Here is a 20,593-nt window from a genome sequence, read left to right on the forward strand (position 1 = left end):
CTAGGACCGATCGACATTCAGGATTCCCAAGCGGTTTGATCGCTGATTCATAGAGTTCCGTGATTCGAGACACGGAGCAGATGGTGGCGGCGAAACGATATGAGCTGACGGAGGCGCAATGGGCGAGGATTGCGCCACTGCTGCCGGGGAAAGCTGGCGACCCGGGACGTACGGCTGCGGACAATCGACTGTTCGTCAACGGATGTTTGTGGGTTTTGCGATCGGGCGCACACTGGAGCGACCTGCCGGAACGGTACGGCAAGTGGAAAACGGTGCATCAGCGCTTCAGCCGCTGGTGCCATGCCGGCGTCTGGGAGTGCGTGTTCGCTGCTCTGACCGCCGATCGCGACAACCAGTATCTGATGATCGACAGCACCATCGTTCGCGCCCACCAGCAGGCGACGAGCGGAAAAGGGGGGCCAAAGATCAGGCGCTGGGGCGTTCCCGAGGTGGACTGACCACCAAGATCCACATGCTGGCTGATGCGCTCGGCCGTCCGCTCCGCTTCATCGTCACGGCTGGGCAAGTTAATGACATCACCCAGGCGCCGGCACTGCTCCACGGCCAAAGCGGCGATGCCGTGCTCGCCGACAAGGCCTATGACAGCAACGCCCTGCGTGCGATCATCGCGGAAATCGGCGCAACGGCGGTGATCCCGTCAAACCGCACCCGCAGGATCATCATTCCGCACGACGCCGACGCATACAAACAGCGCAACCGCATCGAGCGCTGCTTTGGCCAGCTCAAACACTTCCGACGCTTGGCAACCCGTTATGACAGGCGATCTGACAACTTTACCGGCTTCATCCATCTCGCTGCCGCAATGATCTGGATGCAATGAATGTCGATCGGTCCTAGCAGCAGCTGAGAAAAATCCTCCTTTGGGACGGGTCGCGATGTCGGAACCAAGCCGGGTCGTTCGTCTTGAATCCGGTATCAGTATCGGAGTTCCCCCGGCATGGCCCCCCGCGCTAACTGGAAAGGCTTCCTGCGTCTTTCCCTCGTCACCTGTCCGGTCGCGCTTTATCCGGCCACCTCGGACTCCGAAAAGGTCTCGTTCAACCAGCTGAACCGAAAGACCGGCCATCGGATCAAGTATGCCAAGGTCGACGCCGACACCGGCGAGGAGGTCGACAACGAGGACATCGTCAAGGGCTACAAGGTTGATACCGATATCTTCATCGAAGTGACCAAGGAGGAGCTCGAGAACGTCGCGCTGGAGTCTACGCGAACCATCGAGATCGACGAGTTTGTCGACCGCAGCGAGATCGATCCGCGATATCTCATTCGCCCCTACTACCTGCGTCCCGACGGTAAAGTCGGGCACGATGCCTTCGCCGTCATTCGGGAAACCATCCGCGAGATGAATAAGGTCGCAATTGGTCGTGTGGTGCTGACCAATCGGGAGCACATCATCGCGCTCGAGCCGCTGGACAAGGGACTGATGGGCACGCTGCTGCGCTACCCCTACGAGGTCCGTTCTGCGGATGAGTATTTCGAAGATATCCAGGATGTGAAACTCACCAAGGACATGCTCGATCTCGCCAAACACATCGTCAATCAGAAGGCGGGCCATTTCGAGCCGGACAAGTTCGAAGACCAATACGAAACCGCCCTCATCGATCTCATCAACCAGAAGCGCGCCGGCAAACCAATCACCGCGAAAGCTCGCCCCCGCGGCGAGAACGTGGTGGACCTGATGGACGCGCTGCGAAAGAGCATCGGAAGAGAGGGGGCGACCGCGACAGAGGCACCCAAGAAATCAGGAAAAAAGCCGCGCAAGGCGGCGGCTGGGCAGAAGGAAATGCTGATGCCGATCGCAGGCAAGAAGCCGCCGAAGGAGACCGCGGCGAAGAAGCCGGCGGCCAAGCCGCAGCGAAAGTCGGCTTAGGTATCGTGTATCATCCGGTGACGCCGGACGGCCACTATTCGTCGTCCGCGACAGGCTCTGGCGGATGGCAAATCCAATCTCCGTGAGGTCACGCGAGATCATCTCGTCCGCAGTCTAATGGCGGCCCGGCGGGCAGCGCGCGACGCCAGGAAGGCGGCCGACCGCGAGGCCGAAATAACAGTGGTAGGATCGTGGACAAGGTTAAGCAGGCGCTCGGCGAGCGCGGTACGGTATGGTGGGACGTGGGCTCGCTGGATCTCAACCGTCGCGTGGCGAAGAACACGCTTGGTGCCAGCAGGTATGCGAAACTAAATCACTCCGAACGTGGAGGACCGTGAGTTGCCAAAAGCCGCTATCTTCGATCTGGACGGCACGCTTCTTGACTCGGTGGATCTCCACGCGCTGGCATGGCAGGAAGCTTTGCTCAAGTTTGGCCACGATGTCAGCTTTGAGAACGTTAGAGGACAGATCGGTAAAGGCGGAGACAAGCTCATTCCCGTCTTTCTGTCCGTCGACGAACAACGGGACCACGGCAAGGAACTGGAGGAGTGGCGTGGGAAGCGTTTCAAGTCGGAATATCTGCCGCTTGTGCGTCCCTTCTCGGCCGTCCCAAACTTGCTGCGGCGCGTTCGCGACGCTGGAGTCCGGATCGCGGTTGCTTCCTCGGCCAAGAAGGATGAAGTCAATGATTATCTCGACGTCGCTCGCGTCGTCGATCTCGTGGACCTCACAACTTCTTCCGACGATGTAGATGAATCGAAACCGGAGCCGGACATCTTCAATGTCGTTCTCAGGAAGCTCAAGATTGATGGCGCCGGCACCGTTGCGATCGGTGATATGCCGTACGATGCGGAAGCGGCTGGTAAGGCGGGAGTTCGCTCGATTGGCGTGCTCTGCGGAGGCTTCACAGAACACGAATTGAGGAAAGCCGGGTGCGCCGAGGTGTATCCGGGGCCCGCTGCGCTACTGGCCTGTTTCGAACGATCTTTGCTGTGCAATTAGTCAGTCGTCGCGCCTTCAGTGCTCCTCGCCTGCAATCAGCTCTCGATTGCTCTGCAAAGTAGGAGCGATATGGCTGAAAAAACTTCCAGGAGATCGACCTCGAGCGCGGGGATTCTCGCATACCGCAAGGGCGCCCGCGGGCTCGAGGTTCTGCTCGTTCATCCCGGTGGTCCGTTCTGGCGTAAGAAGGATGATGGCGCCGGTCCATTCCAAAAGGTGAAATCGATGCCAATGATGCACCGGAGAACGTCGCTCGACGCGAATTTGCCGAAGAACTCGGCCCCAGCGCTTCGATTGGTCCACTCCGGGCGCTGGAGGAAGTCCGACAGGGGAGGGAAGCGCGTTATCGCATTCGCCGGCAAGGGCCATTTTGACCCGGCGGCGCTGACCAGCAATACCTTCGATATCGAATGGCCGCCCAGAAGCGGTCGACGGCAGAGCTTTCCCGAAGTCGACCGCGTGGAATGGTTTGATATCGAGTTCGCGCGGACCAAGATGCTGTCCGCTCAGATAAAGTTTCTCGATCGTCTTTTGGCGATCGCCGTTGAGGGCGCCGGGAAATAATGTTCAGGATTGGAATCATTTCGGACACGCACGGCCTGTTGAGGCCCGAGGCGGAACGAGGGTTGACGGGCGTCGATCACATCATCCATGCCGGTGACATCGGGCGGCCCGAGATCGTCGATGCGCTTCGCCGGATCGCGCCCGTCAAAGCCATTCGTGGAAACGTGGACAGTGGCGAGTGGGCTCGCGACTACCCCGACACGACCCTTGTGCGCTTGGCGGGAAAATCGATCTACGTTCTGCACGACTTGAAGACGCTGAAGGCCGACCCCGGCGCCGGCATCGACGTCATCGTCTCCGGGCATTCCCACGTGCCGAAGATCGACAGGGTCGGCGGCGTTCTCTATCTGAATCCCGGCAGCGCGGGACCCCGGCGTTTCAAGCTGCCGATCACGCTTGCGACGCTCGAACTCACGCCTGACGGCATGCGACCGGAAATCCATGACCTCGGAAGCGACTGAGTGCCACCGCGGAGGAATTCACACCGGAGGAGGCGAGTGCGTCAACCTTTTTGCCGGCTTTCGCCGAACGAAAGTTCTACTTGCGCCGACGTTCGCGCTCGCGCACGACGTCCTTGGCCCGCTTGTCGGACCTGAGCCCAAGGTAGACGGGCTGGCGCAGTTCGCCCTTGCTCGTCCACTCCGCGAATTTGACCTCGGCAACCAACGAGGGCCTGACCCAGGTCGTGGCGGCCTCGTCCTTCACTTTGGCAGGGAAGGGTGATTTCGGGGTCGTCAGCTTCACGAGCTTGGCGTGGAGCTCTTCCAGGACCTTGTGGCTGAATCCAGTCCCGACATGTCCGATATAGCGCCATGCGTCGTCTTCCCGCACGGCAAGGACCAGGGCGCCGAAGAATGGCCTGCTGCGCCTCGGCGCTGTGAAGCCCGCGATCACCACTTCCTGCCGCTTTGCTGTCTTGATCTTCAGCCAATCCGCCGTCCGGCTTCCGGACGCATAGGCGCTGTCGGCGCGCTTCGCCATGATGCCTTCCAGACCCTTCCGCTCGGCCTCGGCGAAGAATTTCGTGCCGTTCGCTTTGCGGTGACGGCTGAAGGCGATCAGCCGGTGATGTGGCAGGATCGCTTTCAGCCGCTCCTTGCGCTCGAGAAGAGGCTGTTTGCGCAAGTCAATTGCGTTCTGAAACATGAGATCGAAGGCACAATACAGGAGCTTTGCTTCATGACGCAGCGCGTTTTGAAGCAGCTGGAAATGCGAGACGCCGTCCTTTCCGATCGCCACGAGCTCGCCGTCGATCACGGCGTCGCCCCTCACGCCCTCCAGCGCTTTGGCGACCTCGATATAGCTGCGGCTGATGATCTTGCCGTTGCGGCTGTAGAGCGAAACCTTGCCCCGCCGGATTTCTGCTATCATCCGGAAGCCATCGTACTTATCCTCGAAAATCCAGCCGGGATCGTCGAACGGCGCGTCGGTGAGCGTCGCCAGCATCGGCTGTAAGCGCTTGGGCAGGGTCGACGTCCGGCTCATTCAAGGGCCAATTTTTCAGAGCGTGTTGCGTAATGCATGGACGTCCTTCAAGAATGAGGGAACGCTTAAAGCCATGGCATGTTCCGTCAGACGCGCGGCAAATCCCAGAGTGCGCGACGCTAACTATCGAACGTGAAGGTCTGATCAGACCGATGGCCAGAAAACTGAAAACCTACCTGACCTCGCTGGGCTTCTTCGATCTGGCGATCGCCGCTCCTTCCATGAAAGCGGCGCTGGAAGCGTGGGGCGCAGACAGCAATCTCTTTCATCAGGGCATCAGGGCGCGGCGAAGGAAGGCGATGATCCGGACGTCATCGCCGCGACCATCGCAAAGCCTGGCGTCGTGCTCAGGCGTCCGGTCGGATCCGACGGATCTTTCAAGGAGCATGCCGAGCTGCCCACCGATCTCGGCGGTGGCACGCCAACGAAAACTGCCCGCAAGCCGAAAGGCTCTAAGGCGAAGAAGCTTCCCTCTCGCCCTGTCGACAAGGCTGCGGAGCGAAAGGCCGCTCTCGACTACGACCAAGAACAGAGGCGTCGCGAGGTGGAACGAGCGAGAGAGGAGGCCGCCCGACAGAAGGAGAGAAAACGCCGTCAGCAGGCGGTCGACAAGGCGCAGGCTGCGTTGGACAAGGCCGAACAGGAACACGCGAAACGAGCCGCGGCCATCCAGGCGGAGGTCGTGGCTATTGAGAAGAGATCGCAGGCCGAAGAAAATCGGTGGGATAAAGAGAAAGCGCGATTGGAAGCTGCGATGCGGCGTGCGCGGGCTAGTTAGCGGTTCTTTGGTCGGCGGCACGAGCGATCAGCGCCATGAACTCGCAACGGCTTATGGCGGTGCGCTCATACTCTTATTTCGCTTTCGGCACCTCGGATGCGAGCGGCGCGCCCCAATTGTAGGAAAAGCGGACGCCGGTCAGAAGAATGAAGTCATTTCATTCTTGATCCCCGCTTAGTCCAGCTCGGCAAGTGCCGGCTCACCCGCGCTTATAGTCTGGCCGGATAGACGGGGACGACAAAGTGGGCTGGCTTGCGGTTGCGGTGCAACCATCGGTAAATGTTGAGGCCGCTTGGTCAGGACCGTGGGTAATGCCTCAGTTTGAAATTCAGCTTTGGGCATGTTCGTGCCTCGCAGCGGCAAAAACCTCGCGCGCGGCGTCAGCATTGATCGCCGCGATTGCAAGGCCAACGATGATGTCTGGCCATGCTGAGTTCCACGCAAATGCGGTCACGAGCCCGGCTGCGACAATGGCGATATTGGCCATAACGTCGTTGCGAGCCGACAAGAATGCAGCGCGGGTGAGACTTCCGCCCTGATGGCGATAACGCGCGAGCATGAGGGCGCAAAACAGGTTAACCAGCATGGCGCCAACCGCTGTTAGCGCCAGCGGAGTGGGCTCTGGCGGGATAGGAGTGCTGAATTTCTCCCAAGCCGTCCAAAGTGTCGCCAACGCTGGTATCAGAAGAACTCCGGCCAGCGCCATTCCGAGCCGCGCCCGATTGCGAATCGTCCAGCCGAGACCGACCAGGATCAAGAAATTCACCGATGCATCTTCTAGAAAGTCGATGCTATCGGCGAATAGAGAAACCGATCCGATCCAGACGGCTACGGCAAATTCGATTCCGAAATAGGCGAGGTTCAGAATCGCGACCAACCGCACGGTCTTACTTAGTGCCGTTCTCATCATGCTTTCATCGTCCAGATGCCCCGGTGTACCGTCCCTAGAAAAAATAGGAAGCCCTGATAAAAAGAGCCGAGCCCTTTGCAGCTAACAAACATGCACGACGACAAGGCAAGAGATTGAGCGGAAGTTAGCGAAGTGCCGTGACCTTTGCTTGAGTTGCCGGGCGGACTAACGAGCTCGGCTGCGCCCTGCTTAGCGAACAGCGGGCTTCGGCAGTTCTTCTTGAAGCGCTGCAAGGGTGAGGTTCGCCCCAGGCACGCCAGTGAACTTACACTGGATGGTCGATTTCGCGGTTGTGCGGTATTGCCGTTTTAGCGCTCCCAGGAAAACGCCATCACGGCCGCGGTCGTTCGATCCCAAAAACGTCTGGACAGGCCACTTCAACATTTCGGCGGTGAGAGAGCAGGCGAGGTCTTGGAAGGCCTTCGAGCCGAGCTGCTCAAATTGAAGCTCACGTCAACCCAGGGCTGCCTTAGTATTCTACTACGGCCTCAACCAACGAATAGCTCGTGCTACGACCGCCGGCCGCGTCCTTCGCGAGTATCCCCTTCGCAACCAGATCTTCGATGTCGCGCAGAGCGGTGTCTTGCGAGACCTTGGTAAGTTTGGCCCACTTCGATGAGTTAAGCTTGCCTTCAAAGCCCTCGAACAGACGTTCGATCATTGCTTTCTGGCGCTCGTTCAATTTCTGACCCGCGTGTTTCTTCCAGAAGCGCGCTTTCTTGAGCACGGGTGCCAGGATTGTATCGGCACGGTCAAAGGAGCGATCAAGACAATCGAGAAACCAAGTGAGCCACTCAGTGATCTCAAGGTCGCCCTTCTGCGTCGCTTCCAAGATATCGTAGTAGGCATTGCGCTCCTGCCCAATTTGAGCCTACATGCTGTAGAATCGTTGTGGGCTGTTTTCGGAACCTGCTAGCGCCAGATCGGCAATCGCGCGCGCGATGCGGCCGTTGCCATCCTCAAAAGGATGGATGGTCACAAACCACAGATGGGCAATAGCCGCCTTCAGCACCGGATCGATGTCCTGCGTGCCGTTGAACCAGCCGATGAAGGATTTCATCTCATCGGGTAGCAGTGTCGCTTTGGGTGCTTCGTAATGTACGCGCTCGCGTCCGATCGCGCCCGAGACGACCTGCATAGGTCCGGATTGTTCGGTGCGCCAGGCTCCCACCGTGATTTTGGTCATGCCGCTGCGACCTGTAGGAAACAGGGCAGCGTGCCAGCCAGATAGGCGTTCGGCGGTAAGGGGGGCATTGTACTTGCCCGTTGCGTCGACCATCATTTCGACAATTTCTTCGACATTGCGCTCAGCTGGCGTAAGAGCGCCGATATCGACACCCAAGCGGCGTGCGAGTGACGAACGAACCTGGTCGCGGCTGAGAACTTCGCCCTCGATCTCGCTCGACTTCGTCACTTCCTCGGTAAGCGCTTCGAGGTTGGCTTCGGTTTTTAGTTTGAAGCCCAGTTCTTCCATGCGACCGGTAAGGCGCCCCTGCCGATTGCGAACAGCCGCGAGCCTTTGGGCGAGCTTCGCCGCATCCCAGTGAAATGGGGCCAATCCTGAAGTTCGTGGATATTGGTCATTCGCCGTATCTTTTGCGGAGAATATGGAGTCTATTCGCCGCAAAAGAAAGGGTATTCTACGCACGAGATGCGGAGAATACGTAATGGCGAGTGGAAACCGGCGATCGGGTGGCCGCTGCGCGGCTGCCCACCACTCCTGCTTTCAACAGACTTTCTCCAACAAGCGAGCGCCAATAGACGCCGAAATCGATCAAAGCCTCACGCTGCTCGTCGAGGCCAAGAAACCGTCTTCCCACGGGATACGCGCAAAGCGCTTTGGCAGCTACGGGAGTACGCGCCGTTTTGGCGGGCGATCGCGGTCATTCCCCTTCTTGCCGCTAAATCCATATTCCCGGCTCGAAGGAATTTCTGCGACGGGAAAACGTCAGTTATTTTGGTGCTGTCCTAGCTAGGACACCCAGCGGAGGGGAATTAGGACACCAGTTAAGCATCCGGAAAAAATAGGCAATTCATTTACGTTTGATTCACGCAAGTTAATTGACCTGCTCCGGCTTTGATTCGATGATCTCGAGACTGGGTAGGCCGTTTCATCAAGGTCAATTTACTAAGGCCCAGAGGGGCGCCTAATTATTTCACCGGCGGCTCGGCAAGCGCGGAATGAGGAACGGCCTCAGCATCACCTCCAAGGGTGCTGGGGCCGTTTCTTTTTTTGGCGCGAGCCGCCCGGACCGGAGAGTTAATGGTTCCCTGCCTGTTTCTGGGTTGCCACAAAACTACGCCCGTACCATGCAGATGCGGACCACTCGTGGAGTGGGTCCCACGAGCGCTGCATGATCCCGGCGCTTGACGCGATGACAGAGTTAACCTTGGCCCCGGTCCGTCGCTGGGGCCGTTTCTTTGGGCTGGCCTGTGGACATGTCGTATGGCGGGGAAATTGTCAGGCCCCGGCGAATGCGTCGCGGATCGCTACCTTTTACGGATGGAAGCCATCCGTCCTGATCTCGGGCGCGCCGATCACGCGCTCGCGAGGGTCCTGAACGAAAAGTCCGTATTCTCCATTGTCGTGCTTGCCGTGCATTAGCTGATGATCGCCTTGCAGACGGCCATGCCGATAAACGTGTACTGGTCGCCCTTGTGGCCGATCATGTGGCGCTCAGCGCTAGGAAACCATGTCGTAACACTGGCACCCGGCGACGACAGAGCCGCAACTGAGCCTACCTTACTCTTCGGTAGGCGGTTGCTGGTCGGCTCGCCGTCGCGCCTCTAACCAATCAGCGAGAACCTTGTACTCGCGCTCCATTTTTTGGAGTTCGTCTTTAGTCTCTTTGTGCCCCGTGATAGCGGCCTGTAGATGGCACTCGCGCTCCAGCGCGCGGTACTTACGATGGGGCATCGTCCTTCCCCGGTGTCAGAGACGACCCTTATGATTCGTGCTTTCCAAAGTTATTTCGTGCTTCCAAAGTCATGCATTCAACTAGGATACTTAATCACGTTCCGCTGTCCCCGGTTCGTTCTCCGAGATCGGATTCCTTGATCTAGGTCAAAGACCGGATAGAGGTAGAACATCCGACGGGGCGCCTAGGACAGCGGACGTATACGCAGAGCACCAGCAATTGCCCGGCTTTCGGACAGTTTAGCTTAAATTGTCCTCGCACCCTCGACGACGCGCTGAGATAGAGCAGCCGGATGTTCACCGCCTGATGAAAAGCGAGACCTGATGACAACGTGCAGATAGCTGTGCTGGCGTATGCTGGCGCTGAACAGTGGCGGGTTCGTCCTGATTGAGAGATCCCGCGAGTTAGTGTTGGCGCCTTGGCGGCCGGTGCTGGAGCGCGCGGGGCAATTGGTCACCAGCCAAGTCGGCGGCGAGGGCATGTCTGGTCGATCGGCATCAAGCGCGGCATGAGGACGAAGACGTCGCTTTCGTTGGGGCGCTCCTCGCACCGAAAACCCTCGACGTCGCCAGTCTTGACCATAACGGTGCTGGGCTCCTCGACCGGCGCGATGAGGTATTGGTGCGACCAATGTCCTCGATGCTGGGCCTGTTCTTGAGGAGCGCTCCACCCGCCCGTCTTATTCGACACCATTGGACTGAAACGGTCGTCCAGCGCCTCGCGGTACTGCGCGGTTGACTAAGCCGCCGGAGTCCTTTCGCTGGAACGTCACGACGTCGCGGCTGAAGTCATAGCGAGCGAGGCGCGCCATGGGTCTTGAGCACCGCGTCCGGCACGGAGGCCGCGAGCAAGCAAAGCCCTTCGAGCATCAACTAGCGCCATTTGGGTCCGCGAGCATGAGCTTCCTTCCGGGCCGGTTTCAGTTCATGGCGGCCCTTTTCGGCCAGGGCCGCAAGCAAGGTTTCAGATTGCAGCAGGTCATTGTCCGGCTCTGCAAACCTGCAAGCGCCTGCAAGATGATGAGATTGTGGGCGGCATAGCGCGCCGGGGCGGGACATGCACGGAGATGCGGGCGGCATGCAGGATGACCGCGGGCTCGGGGTCACCGATCAAGAAATCGAGGACGCAGCGGCCGACCGCCGTGAGGGCGGGCAGCTTTTGGAGGCGGCCGGTCTCCTTTCCCCCTCGACGTGCAAGCCGCCTTTGGAGGCGTAGCTGGTCATGCACCGGCCGTCAGATCCGTGAGGAACGGCACGAGGAATTTATCGGCCTCCTTTAGCACGTCCAGAAGGGGCGGCGTTGAGTCGTCGACAGCCATCGAGACATCTTGAACTGGGCGATGTCGACGTCGCCGGTCTGTCGCGAGCCGGCGGAGCGGCGAACACCAAGCATGGCGGCATAGGTTTGGTGGGCGATCGCGCCAATGAGCATCCCGCGAAGGCGAAAAACGCCGGTCTTGGCAAGCGCCGCGATGACATCGCCGATCCCACGTTGAGGCGGGGAAAGCTGAAAGATCAGAGCCGCGCGCTGCCAGCAATGTTGAAATGTTGGCTTTGTTATTTCCCATACCAGCTCGTCGCGCTTCAGACGGATTGTCGCGAAAACGCCAGCTCATTTGTCCGGCACACAGGGGATGCGGGAGCGCAAATCTCGATACGTGCGGGTTTGATCGGCGAGTCAAATTGCCGAGCGCTGGGCGATGGTACGAAGCTTGCGTAAGAGCAGGTGATCGGCGGAGTACATCCGCCTTGTGACGGGCTCGGGATACGGGCGCTACATGAAGGTTGCCAGCATGTCAGGTATCGCTGCCGCTTTTCTCTTGCCTTGGAGCAGCTCCCATCAGACGGTTTATGATCGGCTCAAGCACATGCTTCCGAAGCTCTCGCTTCGTGGACAGGCAGGCGTCGGCATCGCCGCCTTCATGCACAACAAAGGCGTTCGATATAAAACCGCGTCTCGGCCATCACACGAACTGCGTGCGATCGACAAGGACGAGCAGGATGTGGAGTTCATTCCCCATGTTGCAATCGCTCATGTTCGCGATCGAGTTTGCACACAGGGTGAGAGTGACGATCGACCAACTTCCAATCGCAGGGCCGCCTCCCGCCAACTGACAATTTCGTTGGACGGAGCGTTAGTAAATGCTCGAGAGATTAGAGCAGAAGTGATTGTCCAAGGTCACACCTTCGAGGATCGGACGGACGCCGAACTCTTGCTCAAGCTAGTTGAACACATTTGTGAAAGGGATTATTGGCGCCAAGGCCTGCGCGTCAACTATGAGAACGTGTTTCGTGAGATTGATGAGCGCATTGATGGTGCTATTAGTGCGCTTTTGCTGGACGCCGAAGGAAATCTGGTTGCGTTCCGCAATAGGTATGGTCTGCGTCCTTTGGAGTTCATGCAGACGGACGATGGGTCCTTGCTCTTTGCGTCGGAAAATTGCGCCTTTGCCGGACTTCAGGGCAAGTCTGACCAAATCGTGCCGGGCTACATCAAATATGTGAACGGAAAAAACGGAGAATGCCTCGATCGTTCTGTCGGAGATTCTCGACGTGCCGCCAAGCTTTGCGCCTACGAAGCGCTTTACCTCGGAAGTCCGGATACGTCGATCCAGGGGCGATCTCACCTCGAAACTCGTTACAGCATTGGCGTCTCGCTGGGGGACCTTGTTGCGCGTCAGCTTCCTGCAGACCCGGGCGCCGCTCCAATCATCATCTCGTCCATGCCTGATACTGGAGGGCCCTACGCTGACGGCTTATTCGCATCTCTCGTAGCACGTGGGATTAGCGCCGAACGGCGTGAAGTCATCGAGACTCAAATCACTGAGCGAACTCTCATCGGCCCAAGTAGTGAGCGCAAGCGTCGTATCGCTCACAAATACCGTCTGGCTTCGACTGACGTCGAAAAACGCACGATACTCATTGCCGATGAAGCCCTCATTCGTGGCGACACCAGTCGGGTCGTAACGAATATACTTCTTGCTGCGGGCGTCGAAGCTGTCCATTGGGCAATCGGCTCACCGCCTATCGTGGCTCCGAATTACTACGGCGTGAATATTGAAACCATCGATGAACTGGCCTTCTGGCGGACATGGAAGAGGCTGTCCGCTCAACAGCGGAAGCAAAGCTTACTATTCAAAGATATCGAGCCGCACGTCCTCAAAACCATCGAAGCAAGAATCGCGGCCTCGATCAACGCGGCAACTGTGACCTACTTGCCCTTCCCGCGTCTCACATCGTTGCTGCCACGGGAGAGCGAGGGAATAGATTTGTCGCCCTTTACATTCGAAATGCCAACTCCTGCGGGGCAAAGGCGCGCAAACAGAGACCTGCATAATCTCATGGCCGACCACTATAGCGCCGCCTGAGGCCCGAATCATGAAGCCAGCTCTTGTTTTTGATTGGAATGGCACGTTGCTTGACGATGCCCAGGCGCTACTGCAAACGACCAATACTATCTTGGAGCGCTTTGGACGCCCGACGATCGATCTGGATACCTTTCGGGATCATTGCGATGTTCCACTATCCATTCTTTTCCGAAATGTCGGGATGTCAGAAGCGGAAGTCGCAGCCGTAGATCGCGATGGCGGCGCAATCTTCCATGACACCTACGAGCCGCTAGCCGACAAAGCGGAGTTACGCGTAGGTGCGCGCATAATGCTGGAATTGGCGCGCCAAGAAGCGGCTTCGTCCATCATCGTGAGTAACCATATAGTCGCGCCCCTTGTTGCTCAATTGCGAAGGCTCGGAATCGACAGCTACTTCAATGACGTCCTGGCTTTTGAAAGCCGTCTCACCCAGTATAAAACGATGAGCAAAGGGGAGCGGCTTCGGCGGTACATGGAGGAGAATGATCTAAAGCCTGAGTCAACTTTCATCATCGGGGATATGCCAGTGGAAACCAACATTGCGCGAAGCCTCGGACTGATAAGCATATCCATCACCGGCGGATTTGTTTCCGAAGCACGCTTGCGAGCAGCGAAGCCGGACCACATCATTCACAACTATCACGAGCTGTTACCAATCGTTCAAGCGCATGGCTTTTTCTAAATTGATAGATGGTACGTGCGAAGTCGCACTTAAGCCGGCGGTGGGAAGGAGTAGGCCTTGTCGAACTGGGGCCCATGGGAGGGTATTGGTATCAGCCTCTTGCGTCACCAGAATGAAGCTTACAAGGATCATTGTGCGACGGACCGTCCGAACATAATACCATCGCCGAGTTGTCGTGGCCCGTAAAAGCCTGTCCTCTTGCCCTTGCCGCCGGCAGATTAATTGAGGCAGATCGATGTGTTCAATGGCCGCCATGGACGCTGCTGAGAACGCCTGATCCGCGAGCAACTTGCGTGCTTCACGGTCGGCCAACCGGCCAGGTGTTCTACTCGGCGCCACCGACGCGATCTCTGTGCTTGGCAACAGCCAACAGCTGCTCGTTAAACCGGAACAAATGACGCTTGGTTGAACCCCACATGGTTCTGGGACGCCGCGACGAAAATGGTTGGCCAGTATGCCGCAATTGTCCCGTTCTTCCTGCTGACGGACATCGTCAGCAATGAGTCCTCGAACTTCTTGGAGGACGAATTATCATGGGCCCGGATGGGGCAGCCCATGATGGAGTTTTTGATCGCGCCGATGCGCTTGGATGAGCTATGGCGCCCCGGACCGGTGTCGTCCGTCGCGAAAATCTTATTCAGCGTCGCTCATCAGCATCAAAGCAGCATCTCGCAGCCACCCCTGGCTACGCTATGATAGCCGAACTGATTCGGCGGCCTAGCCTGGCCTTGACCCCAAGTCCGGCCGCCGTAGCGCCCCATCCGAAAGGGTGGGGCGCTCTCCTTTTGCATATGCCCTTGCTGGCCCCTGGGAGCATCAGATGGCGCACCACGCGCGCCGCAACAGTAGCTCGCCCCCGATGCCAGCAAGCTTAGGAGGTGGTCCGACCGTCTTAAAAAATTGCGATGCGCGTGGCAGTCGACAAAATTTGGGCAGATATGCGCGGATTCGGCTAGCTGGAATAATGCTCGTCAACTGGCCGACTTTTGCCATTCGGCGGCTGGCGAATTCGACAATTTCAGTTTGCCTTGATGCAAATGCGCTGGACCGGACTGATGCCAGCTCGCGCTCTGTTTTTAGCATTTCTTTTGCTCATCCAGTGGCCGCAATACTCATTGGCGTTGCGAAGTTGCCCAGCAGAGCAAACCCCGCCAATTCCATGTCGGTGAGGCAGATTTCTGCGGCAGCGCCCGTGGTTTTACGGGGCGCGATTTGTGAACCATTTCACAAATGCAGGGCGCGATGACTGCTAGATCGTAACGCGCTGGGGGATTTCAGGGGCCCAGTGACAGGGCGCCGCCGGGACACCATATTTCGAGCCCGACGGCGTAGCTTTTTTATGGGCATTGAAAACGGCGTTGGAAGCGCAAGGATGGTCCTTAGACTGGCAATCGGACCTCTCAAATCCTTGCGATCGTCGTTGCTCTTCCATTGGGGATCGGTTTAGCGGTTGAAGCCGCCGTGTTCGCGTTGTCCGATCGGGATGTTGGCGGCGCGTTCGGTTCAGGTCTGGCCAGGATTGTTGCTGGCATATTTGGTTGGTCATCACCATCGTGATCGTTCTCAGGCGAATTGCCGATGTCGAGGATTGACTTGGAGGGCCCGGATCACGCGCCGTCACAAAGCCTTGGCGGAAAAGTGCCAATCTCGCCGAGCTGGAATTTCAGGATCCAGACTGGAACGCGTGGCGGGTGCCGCCGAGCGAATATACTCCGCTCGGCGGGCGTTCAGCATTAATCTCCAATTGGAGGGAAACGCATGTTCGACGCCGAAACGACTGCGCTGCTAAGGGCAGTGCTAGAGGAAGTTTGCGAGAATATTTCCGTCTTTGAAATCGGCGCCAGGACGCATGTTGCTTCCAAGATCCTCGAAGCCGCGGCCAACGGGCGACTCTCAATAGATGAATTAAAAGCGGCGGGTCACAGCGCGCTGAACGCGCCTCCGGGGCGCTGAGTTTCGTCCCGGTCGGCTATGCTGCGCGGAGGTGTTGAGCTCTCGCGGTGAGGCGCTGTTAAGACGCCGCTCGCTGGCGCGCCCTTACAAGAACCGGCCGCCGTCAAACGCGCGTCTTCACGATGGGCCCTTCCGGGTGGATGGCGAAACCTAGGGGGAGCCAGCCGTCGCGCCACAGACCTTGCGTCTCGAACGGCATCTTAAACGTCGGATCGGAGATTTATTCCAATTGAGCGGGCGACAAATTGAGGCGGTCGAAGACGAAGCAACGCCACCCGTTTGAAGCTCTTACAGGGGCGACCTTCCAGCCGAGAGGGTACTAACATCCCGAACATTGATCCGTGTCGTCGTTGCGAGAAAAGATTCGGGCCTTCAGGCAGTATGCGCTTGGAACGAAATGGAGCACCCGGCTATCGATTCAAAGCTCCCGGTCTCAAGCCCCAAGCCCGCCGGGAGTAGCGGCCCTCGGTGCCACGAACCTCCGGCGCCGGGGGTCGTTGGTTGAGGAATCCTACATGGCGTCAGCCGTCTCTGCCGGTATCCATCATCGGCGCCACTTAGTCGCGACGTGCCGACAGGTAGGGGCTTTAGGCCGGGCGAACTCAGCCTTTCGTTTATGTATGCTGCAGTTTCAGCCTGTTGCTCTAGGCGAATAAGATTGTCGCGCTCCACACCTGGTGCGATGCCACGAGCTTCTGATCCGCAGGCGCTCGGCCGTTTCTCCAAGCCGCTGGTCGAGGAGATAAAACTTGCTTGGTGCGGTTTGTCTGGGCGTCCGCGGCGCAGGTAAAGACGAAGAAAATAAAACCGAAGGATTGAAGCATTATTTCCTCCCTCAAAAGCGCTGATCAAAATTCATTTTGTTCATCACGAAATGCGATGTGCAGCCAACCGCATCCCCAGAGCCGGCGCAATGATCGGCTTCCGACGGGTGAAAATTGGGGCGTCCATTGCCCGCTAGCTCCTCCTGGGATTGCGACACGGTCCTGGAGGCAGGACGCCTTAGAATTTACATCACTTAGCTCTCACCTTTTCCTTCCATCTCGCCGATTGAAAGAAGCGCGCCTTCTGAAGAGACGCCTCGAGGATTGCTTTTCAGATGAGCGAGAGGCGGCTTCCAATCGCTTCCAATACGTAAATCGCATTGTCACGATGCATGCTCGCCAGCACAACTAACCCTTGGCGCCCAATCATATGCGATGTAAACGCCAAAGCCATTCACTGCGACGTATATGGTGGTGGTCCAAATGAAACGAGTGTGTCTAGGGTACTTTAGATTTCAGAAGATCAATCCGCGTCGATCTGAGCCACGCTCGGGGACGAGGTAGGTCGGATTCTTGGAGCTATTCACCAACCTTTCGGACATGTCGCACTCGCCGATCGGTCGGCAGGTATGAAGAACCTCAACCTTGTCGTCTTGGCAATTTGGGCAGGGGTCATTCATTGGGGGTATGGAGACTGCCGCTGAGCGTTGGACGAGACTGGCCGGGTCGCGCTCAGCGCGCTCTCTGAGTTGCGTGATAGCGCGCTCGCGGTCGCTCTCATCATCCGAAATTAGGAGCGGGTACACTGTAGTATACATATCGAGCGGGACAATCACCTCGCCGAGATCGGGCACGTCCACGATCGCAGGGGCCGTTAGTCCAGCCAGGGGAGGGACTCCGATCATGCGACCGTGAAATCTTACGAACCGTTCGGGAGCTCGACGCACCGGATTGGCGTAGGTTGGGTTGCGTGACACGGAGATTAGGCGATGCACTGTCGACCTAGTGTAGATCGCCGGGACGTATCTGGGGTGAGCGTATTGCTGCCTGGGTACATAAAGCCGAGCCGCCGGCGGCGCCCGATAGCCAGGTGCGGAGCGCATGACAGGAGTGGCACGAAACGTTGCGGCAGATCTTGCGCCACCACCATAGGAATGACCGCCGCCGCCGGCTCTCGCTAAACATGGCGATGAGGCTACCAACGCCACGGACAGCGCCGCAGCAAGAACCAAGAACATTTTCATATTGATCGCCCTAAAAAACAACTTTTTTCAAAGAGCGACAGTCTTCAGCAACCTGCGGGCGAGTTCAAGAGGTTATTTGGTCTTCACCGCAAGCCCGATCTCGACCAGCCGGCGGATAGCCTCAGATCGGCCAGGCAGATCCCCCTGATGGCGCCGCCAATCATCAACATCTCGCGGGGCATATGAATCATTCGCGGTAACGGGCTCGTTTTGTACGGGAAGGCGCCCCCGCCGCGATTTCTGTCATTTATTCTTGATGGCACGTCATAAAGGGACAAGCCGAGCAAGTGCTGGAACACCCGCTCGGCTCTAGCCCAAGCCAAGGAGTGAGCATGGCCCAAGCAATCTAATACAAAGCCGGCTTCTTCGCTCTTCCGCGATCCAGTGCTTCGCGCTGCCTTCAAGGCGCTGAGGACGATGGGCAGACCGGTGAGCTGGTTGGAAACCGACCGGCCGGCCCGGCTGGATGGTGGCGCCGCCGAGTCCTTCCGCGTTCTCGAGAGGGCGTAACGGAGGGCGCGATGATGCTAAGCGCCGCTCGATGGCGGCCGCTTTTTGTACGTTACGAAAATTCGAATTCAAGTTTTGCCTTGGTCTTAGGCTTGGCGTCTGAAACCACGATACGCACGTTCTCTCCCAGCGCGTTGAGTAGATTAAATAGACGCTCATAGGAGAAGCCGTCGAAGTTCCCACGCATCAGTCGAGAGACATCGGGCTGCGCAATCCCGATCGTCTTCGCGGCTTGTGATTGTGTGAGCCCTTTTGATCGAATGATCGCGGCGATGCCGAGGACAAGGTCGGCCTTAGCAAGATGCATCTCTGCATCCGGCACGCCAATATCGGCGAAAACATTACCGCTGCCTTTTGTGCTTCTTGCTTTGCTCATTTCCTTGTCCGCGTGTAACTCAATTGCCGCGTTCAACCGGGTGCGTATCAAGTCCTTGTCGTTCTGGGATGTCGTTTTCCCTTTAGTGGATTTCTTCTGAAAGGCGTGGAGTACGTATATGGCGCCTTTCAGCTGAACCGTGTAGACAGCCCGGAACGTATCTCCGTCAAAACTAGACTTGATTGAGGACGTTAGCTCCGCCAAAACCTTTCAGCGGCTTTACATTCTCTCCTTTTCCGCCCTTCTGGGCGGCACGGAGCGCAAAACCGATCTCCTTCTTGCACGGAAGGGGAAAAGCGGAAAGATCCTCAAGCGATGAGCCGACGAACTCGAGAGGCACATCCTCCTTGCCCTCAGACGACTTTATAGCAGATTTACTATTGGCCATGTCAACGAAAATATTGTGGTCTGGTTCCAGGAAATTGGGCGGCGAATCTGGTTGTTTTGCGGGTCAGATACAATCTCAACGGGGGCGCGGCCGCAAGTGGGACTACACCTTCGCCTTCACACCGGCCGGCGGATGGCCTCGGGCCGGCCCGGCAGATCGGCTTGGTTGCGGCGCCAGTCGTCGAGCCTGCCCCAGCCCGCAGGGAGCCAAAGCAGCCGGCGATAGGGGTGGGAACTCGTCTGTGCGATTGCGGGGCCGGCAATCCTTGCTGCCACAACGGCCGACGCGCATTCCGGTTACCGGGAGGTACAAGTGCTGCCCCTGTCGAAAGCACTTGGACGATCCACTTGGAATGTCGGCCTCAGCGTCTCCCGGGCGCTGGGCGTTTCTTTTAGGAACGAAGCGCAAGCACTCGCATTGGTCGCCCTGTTCGGTGCCGCACCGCTACCGGCACTGCGACGCCCAGCTACATACTGGCCCCAGCATGTGCCTCGCTGGGGCCGTCTCTTTCTTTCAGTGCGTCTATTTCACGGGCTCCATCATGGGTTTGCCCTTATCGACGATATGAACCGTCAACATCTTCAGGGTTTTGTCGCCGGCCACCTTGAATCCACCGTGGGGAACGTCGCGAATGTTGATCGTCGCTGCTCCCGTAGGAAATGGCACCTCTTTTCCATCAGGTAGTGCCAACGTTGCACCCTCCAGAACATAAACGGCTTCCTCGCCATGGTGCGTGTGGCGAATGAGATTGTTTCCAGGCTGTACGTCGACGACGCTGACTACAATCTCCATATTTGTGCCGGTCAAATCGGCACGCTTTAACTCGGTGCGGTTGGTTTGAGCATTGGCTGCGCAGGTAAGGGCGAAAAAAATCAAAGCGAGATATCGAAGCATCATTATCTCCTTTAAAAATAGATAAATGAATTCGGCAGGTTGTTTGCCATCGCATATGGATGGGAATAGGTATTCAACCGCAACTCCGGGGCGAGTGCAACAATGGGGTTAGACACGCGGGAGGCCCGCGCCAACGCAAGTAAGGCCGGCAATCAGCAACGCGCCCGCGCACGTCTCCAAGACGATCGAGCGATGCTGACTTGCGTACAGCGCGAGCACAGATCCCATGATCGTGCTCACGATAGCGAATTCCACGATCATTGATTCAAATCACTGAACTTTTGAAAATGGCTTTGACGAATTGAAAACGAATATCTCTGACATTACACGATGCCACGTGGGCGCGGTCCTCGCGACTCTGCTTAACGTTAAGGCCTCAGCCCGTGGTTTACGGATGCGCCGCCGGGGACGCGCCGTTAGTTCATCATCCGGTTTCGGCCCCCTGCATTCTGGGTAGGGCGCGCCAGCGCCGCCGCATCGGCAAGTGCGATTGCCGGTCCAAAACGGCGGGCGTGTGCCGCAGAGCGGGCTCTATCGCCTGTGTTCAGGATGTTTGTCGACGCACCTCTTCGCTGCGGATCTTCGCTGCGGAAATCGCTTCCAGCGTGCTCTGATAGGTCATCGTCCTAACGGTTTGGCCGCCCCCGAGAGGCGTGATCTCGACCAGGAAACCGCCGCCAGGCTGTTCGATGACCACTAATCGGTGCGCCGAATATTCGAGTTCGTCTGCCACGTCCGCGGTTCCGACCCTGTTTCCAGACAAAACAGCTGCAAGGTCCTGGCGTTCCAATAGAGGAATGGCGACTTGACAGTATCACGGCTCCCATGGCCACCAGGTCGACTGAGGAGGTTCAGGGCCAACACCCG

General features: G+C 57.9%; 15 protein-coding genes and 4 pseudogenes. 10 read left to right on the plus strand and 9 right to left on the minus strand.

The genetic code is table 11. From position 1 onward, the window contains the following. Nucleotides 1–80 precede the first annotated feature (80 nt). The 5 genes and pseudogenes from ACVW1B_RS00380 (at nucleotide 81) to ACVW1B_RS00400 (ending at nucleotide 3,918) form a co-directional block, all read left to right on the plus strand. A pseudogene (locus tag ACVW1B_RS00380) lies at nucleotides 81–841 on the plus strand (IS5 family transposase). A 117-nt stretch (nucleotides 842–958) separates the two neighbouring features. Then, the gene (ku, locus tag ACVW1B_RS00385) at nucleotides 959–1,891 is read left to right on the plus strand and encodes a non-homologous end joining protein Ku (protein WP_253603872.1); all 933 of its coding nucleotides are present in this window, start codon (nucleotides 959–961) and stop codon (nucleotides 1,889–1,891) included. Between the two features lie 339 nt (nucleotides 1,892–2,230). Continuing rightward, nucleotides 2,231–2,893: an HAD family hydrolase gene (locus tag ACVW1B_RS00390; RefSeq protein ID WP_253603869.1), complete on the plus strand. Its 663-nt coding sequence runs from the start codon at nucleotides 2,231–2,233 to the stop codon at nucleotides 2,891–2,893. 69 nt (nucleotides 2,894–2,962) lie between these two features. Continuing rightward, nucleotides 2,963–3,457 (plus strand): annotated as a pseudogene (locus tag ACVW1B_RS00395) (NUDIX domain-containing protein). Continuing rightward, nucleotides 3,454–3,918 (plus strand): metallophosphoesterase family protein, encoded by a 465-nt coding sequence (locus ACVW1B_RS00400; RefSeq protein WP_253609779.1) that lies wholly within the window; start codon nucleotides 3,454–3,456, stop codon nucleotides 3,916–3,918. Before ACVW1B_RS00395 ends, ACVW1B_RS00400 begins: the two are co-directional and overlap by 4 nt. A gap of 76 nt (nucleotides 3,919–3,994) precedes the next feature. Here ACVW1B_RS00400 and ligD read toward each other — a convergent pair whose 3' ends face one another. Next, a complete protein-coding gene (ligD, locus tag ACVW1B_RS00405; protein WP_253603867.1) occupies nucleotides 3,995–4,942 on the minus strand; it encodes a non-homologous end-joining DNA ligase in 948 nt (315 codons plus the stop codon). Nucleotides 4,943–5,094: 152 nt separating this feature from the next. Here ligD and ACVW1B_RS00410 point away from each other — a divergent pair. After that, a pseudogene (locus ACVW1B_RS00410) lies at nucleotides 5,095–5,720 on the plus strand (cell envelope biogenesis protein TolA). Between the two features lie 328 nt (nucleotides 5,721–6,048). Here the strand turns inward: ACVW1B_RS00410 and ACVW1B_RS00415 are convergent. From ACVW1B_RS00415 to ACVW1B_RS00430, 4 genes are all read right to left on the minus strand, one after another. After that, nucleotides 6,049–6,630, minus strand: coding sequence for a cation transporter (locus ACVW1B_RS00415; protein WP_375167290.1), 582 nt, complete (start codon nucleotides 6,628–6,630; stop codon nucleotides 6,049–6,051). A 469-nt stretch (nucleotides 6,631–7,099) separates the two neighbouring features. Beyond that, entirely contained in the window at nucleotides 7,100–7,462 is a 363-nt protein-coding gene (locus ACVW1B_RS00420) for a Fic family protein (protein ID WP_309144988.1), read from the minus strand. 39 nt (nucleotides 7,463–7,501) lie between these two features. After that, nucleotides 7,502–8,278, minus strand: a complete 777-nt coding sequence (locus ACVW1B_RS00425; RefSeq protein ID WP_309144987.1) for a Fic family protein — start codon at nucleotides 8,276–8,278, stop codon at nucleotides 7,502–7,504. A 2,545-nt stretch (nucleotides 8,279–10,823) separates the two neighbouring features. Beyond that, the gene (locus tag ACVW1B_RS00430; protein WP_375167002.1) at nucleotides 10,824–10,979 is read right to left on the minus strand and encodes a GSU2403 family nucleotidyltransferase fold protein; all 156 of its coding nucleotides are present in this window, start codon (nucleotides 10,977–10,979) and stop codon (nucleotides 10,824–10,826) included. A gap of 346 nt (nucleotides 10,980–11,325) precedes the next feature. On the opposite strand from ACVW1B_RS00430, the gene ACVW1B_RS00435 reads away from it, so the two are divergent. The 4 genes from ACVW1B_RS00435 to ACVW1B_RS00450 all read left to right on the plus strand — a co-directional run bounded on the left by ACVW1B_RS00435 (nucleotide 11,326) and on the right by ACVW1B_RS00450 (nucleotide 15,550). Continuing rightward, complete coding sequence (locus tag ACVW1B_RS00435) at nucleotides 11,326–12,915, plus strand: amidophosphoribosyltransferase (protein WP_253603863.1); 1,590 nt, start codon at nucleotides 11,326–11,328, stop codon at nucleotides 12,913–12,915. A gap of 10 nt (nucleotides 12,916–12,925) precedes the next feature. Beyond that, nucleotides 12,926–13,597 carry an HAD family hydrolase gene (locus ACVW1B_RS00440; RefSeq protein WP_253603861.1) on the plus strand — a complete coding sequence of 224 codons (672 nt, stop codon included), beginning with the start codon at nucleotides 12,926–12,928 and terminating at the stop codon, nucleotides 13,595–13,597. A gap of 405 nt (nucleotides 13,598–14,002) precedes the next feature. Next, a complete protein-coding gene (locus tag ACVW1B_RS00445) occupies nucleotides 14,003–14,293 on the plus strand; it encodes a hypothetical protein (RefSeq protein ID WP_253603859.1) in 291 nt (96 codons plus the stop codon). Between the two features lie 1,062 nt (nucleotides 14,294–15,355). Next, complete coding sequence (locus ACVW1B_RS00450) at nucleotides 15,356–15,550, plus strand: hypothetical protein (RefSeq protein WP_092089273.1); 195 nt, start codon at nucleotides 15,356–15,358, stop codon at nucleotides 15,548–15,550. A 2,570-nt stretch (nucleotides 15,551–18,120) separates the two neighbouring features. On the opposite strand, the gene ACVW1B_RS00455 is transcribed toward ACVW1B_RS00450, so the two are convergent. The 4 genes and pseudogenes from ACVW1B_RS00455 to ACVW1B_RS00470 form a co-directional block, all read right to left on the minus strand. Next, complete coding sequence (locus ACVW1B_RS00455) at nucleotides 18,121–18,444, minus strand: helix-turn-helix domain-containing protein (protein WP_092089278.1); 324 nt, start codon at nucleotides 18,442–18,444, stop codon at nucleotides 18,121–18,123. 93 nt (nucleotides 18,445–18,537) lie between these two features. Beyond that, nucleotides 18,538–18,648 (minus strand): annotated as a pseudogene (locus tag ACVW1B_RS00460) (type II toxin-antitoxin system RelE/ParE family toxin); the annotation flags it as partial. 706 nt (nucleotides 18,649–19,354) lie between these two features. Next, nucleotides 19,355–19,726: a cupin domain-containing protein gene (locus tag ACVW1B_RS00465; protein WP_092089306.1), complete on the minus strand. Its 372-nt coding sequence runs from the start codon at nucleotides 19,724–19,726 to the stop codon at nucleotides 19,355–19,357. A 544-nt stretch (nucleotides 19,727–20,270) separates the two neighbouring features. Further along, a complete protein-coding gene (locus ACVW1B_RS00470) occupies nucleotides 20,271–20,459 on the minus strand; it encodes a hypothetical protein (RefSeq protein WP_253603855.1) in 189 nt (62 codons plus the stop codon). Between the last annotated feature and the right edge of the window lie 134 nt (nucleotides 20,460–20,593).

This window comes from Bradyrhizobium sp. USDA 4502, assembly GCF_054063355.1.